The following is a 1447-nucleotide window of genomic DNA, read 5'->3' as shown; positions in this document are numbered from 1 at the left end:
GACCTCCTGGCACTCCTGGAGCCAGCGCGAGCGACCGAGTTGTAGATCCCCCAAAGCAGCGTGGTTGGGGGCTAAGGAAAGTATGAGCATCGAATCGAAAATCTCTGTACTATCGAAAATCTCTGTACTTCAGAGCAAGCTCAATAGTCAAGAATACGTTGACGGAGTTTGGTATCGCAGGAATCATATGGCATACACACTGGTGTGCTATGTGAACATTCTCTCTGGCCTCCTGACCTCCAAAAACTATGAAGGTGTCGAGGTCCAGACTGGGCGCATCAAAACGTTCTTGGCGAGTGGAGGTGATAAGTACGTTACCCCAGCATATGTTTCACTCGTGTCAGAGTTTGTGGCGTGTGTGGAGGAGTTTGTGGCGTCTGCAGAGTCTATGGCGTCTGACAATCATTGATGTTGGCTATTCTTGCCCATCCCGCAAAAATGGGCAAGAAGGGGCCTGCTCAGGAAACGGCGAATATCCAGGTTCTTCCGTATATTTGGTGAAGCCTACTACTGGCTGTGCACTTTAAGGAAGGATACTTTGGTACTCCCGATAGGGAATCTGTTGCTGGGTTTGACCGTCACTTTTCTAGGGATAGTCCAATCTGTGTAATGACCTATGTTGCTTTCTCATGGTGTCTATTTTGGCTTTCTAAATTTCTTAGAAAAGCCCTTTTGACTGTCCGATTTTCCGGTTCTCCCGGCCTTTTGGTGAATGGAAGTGGAGGGGTGACAGCCGTTGTCAACACCGATTTTATCACCAGCTATTGCTACTCGCTACAAGATCGAAATGAGCGATTTTGTCTGCTTCACCAAAAGACCAGGAGAACCGATTTACCATTATATTTACCCCCTTCATTCAAAAGAACTGAATGACCCTATTTGAGCGGGTGGCGTAGCTGCTGTATCTTCAATAAGGAACTCAACTTACGCAGTCATAGTGTGATAGCAGGAGCGAGCCCCGACTGGCGTAGCTCCTGCCAGCCAGAAAAAGTAGCATTGAGGGCTTCTCGGTAGAGACGAGCACGAAGAGCAAAATGATTGATGTGACATCGAGACTTACATACCTCCAACTTGACATACGCCACCAGCGAGGCAAAAAGGTGATTGCTCTGAGTACGAACCTTCTTAGTGGGAGATTTTGAAAATGAAGCACAACTCTTGAGGCTTTTGTGATACTCTTCCACTTTCCACCGTGTCTGGTAGATTGCTTCGATTTGGCCCGAGGTAAGCGACAGATCACTCGTCACCAGATACAGGATGCCCTCACTGCCATCTTCGTTGCGGAAGACTTGACGATGCACTAAAATAACGTGAGTTCGGGTTAAGCCGGGGTGAGTCCTTTAGTGTCTCGTAGATGGAGCGAGGGCTTTTTAGGCAAGAAACTATAGGCAATCAAAGCAGAAAGGAGATTCCATAAGAAGCCCGAAGCTGCTCGATGGCGAGTATG

At 47.9% G+C, this 1447-nt stretch carries 1 protein-coding gene and 1 pseudogene; both read right to left on the bottom strand.

The window, feature by feature from the left end; all coding sequences use genetic code 11:
• Positions 1-932: 932 nt before the first annotated feature.
• The gene (locus RMO15_RS17655; RefSeq protein ID WP_309714822.1) at positions 933-1301 is read right to left on the bottom strand and encodes a transposase; all 369 of its coding nucleotides are present in this window, start codon (positions 1299-1301) and stop codon (positions 933-935) included.
• A gap of 20 nt (positions 1302-1321) precedes the next feature.
• Positions 1322-1447 (bottom strand): annotated as a pseudogene (locus RMO15_RS33350) (IS982 family transposase); the annotation flags it as partial.

The sequence above is a fragment of the Armatimonas sp. genome (genome assembly GCF_031410135.1).
In the GTDB taxonomy this organism is placed as follows: Bacteria; Armatimonadota; Armatimonadia; order Armatimonadales; family Armatimonadaceae; genus Armatimonas.
The sequence above is the reverse complement of the archived record's forward strand: the minus strand, read 5'-3'. Positions and strand labels throughout refer to the sequence as shown.